The organism is Dellaglioa sp. CoH-55-MRSF-7 (genome assembly GCF_056782235.1).
This window is the reverse complement of record NZ_JBXAYI010000169.1, coordinates 1-266: the sequence shown is the minus strand read 5'-3', so window position 1 is coordinate 266 and position 266 is coordinate 1. Positions and strand designations below refer to the sequence as shown.

Annotated in this window: 1 pseudogene; it reads right to left on the bottom strand. The window is 53.0% G+C overall.

From position 1 onward, the window contains the following. Positions 1–266 (bottom strand): annotated as a pseudogene (locus AC1RPU_RS08280) (hypothetical protein); the annotation flags it as partial.

The window sequence follows — 266 nt, the reverse complement described above, 5'->3', positions numbered from 1 at the left end:
CATCCGGTTCAGTGGGTGGCAGCGCATCGGTCTTGAGTGTCACGAGTTTTCTATTGCGCTTGATTGCAACCCGATTCATGTCGAACATTTTCTTCACGTCTGCGTCGGCCGCTGCGTACCAGTCAGCGATCGTGCCGTGTTCGATCAGCCCCTTCTTAATCTGAGGCGGCTTGAACGTGCCAATTCGTGGAATGCTGTCAATCTTATCGCCCAGCAGAATTTGATACTGCAAGAACTGGGCTGGAGTGAGGCCTTCACGTTCCATC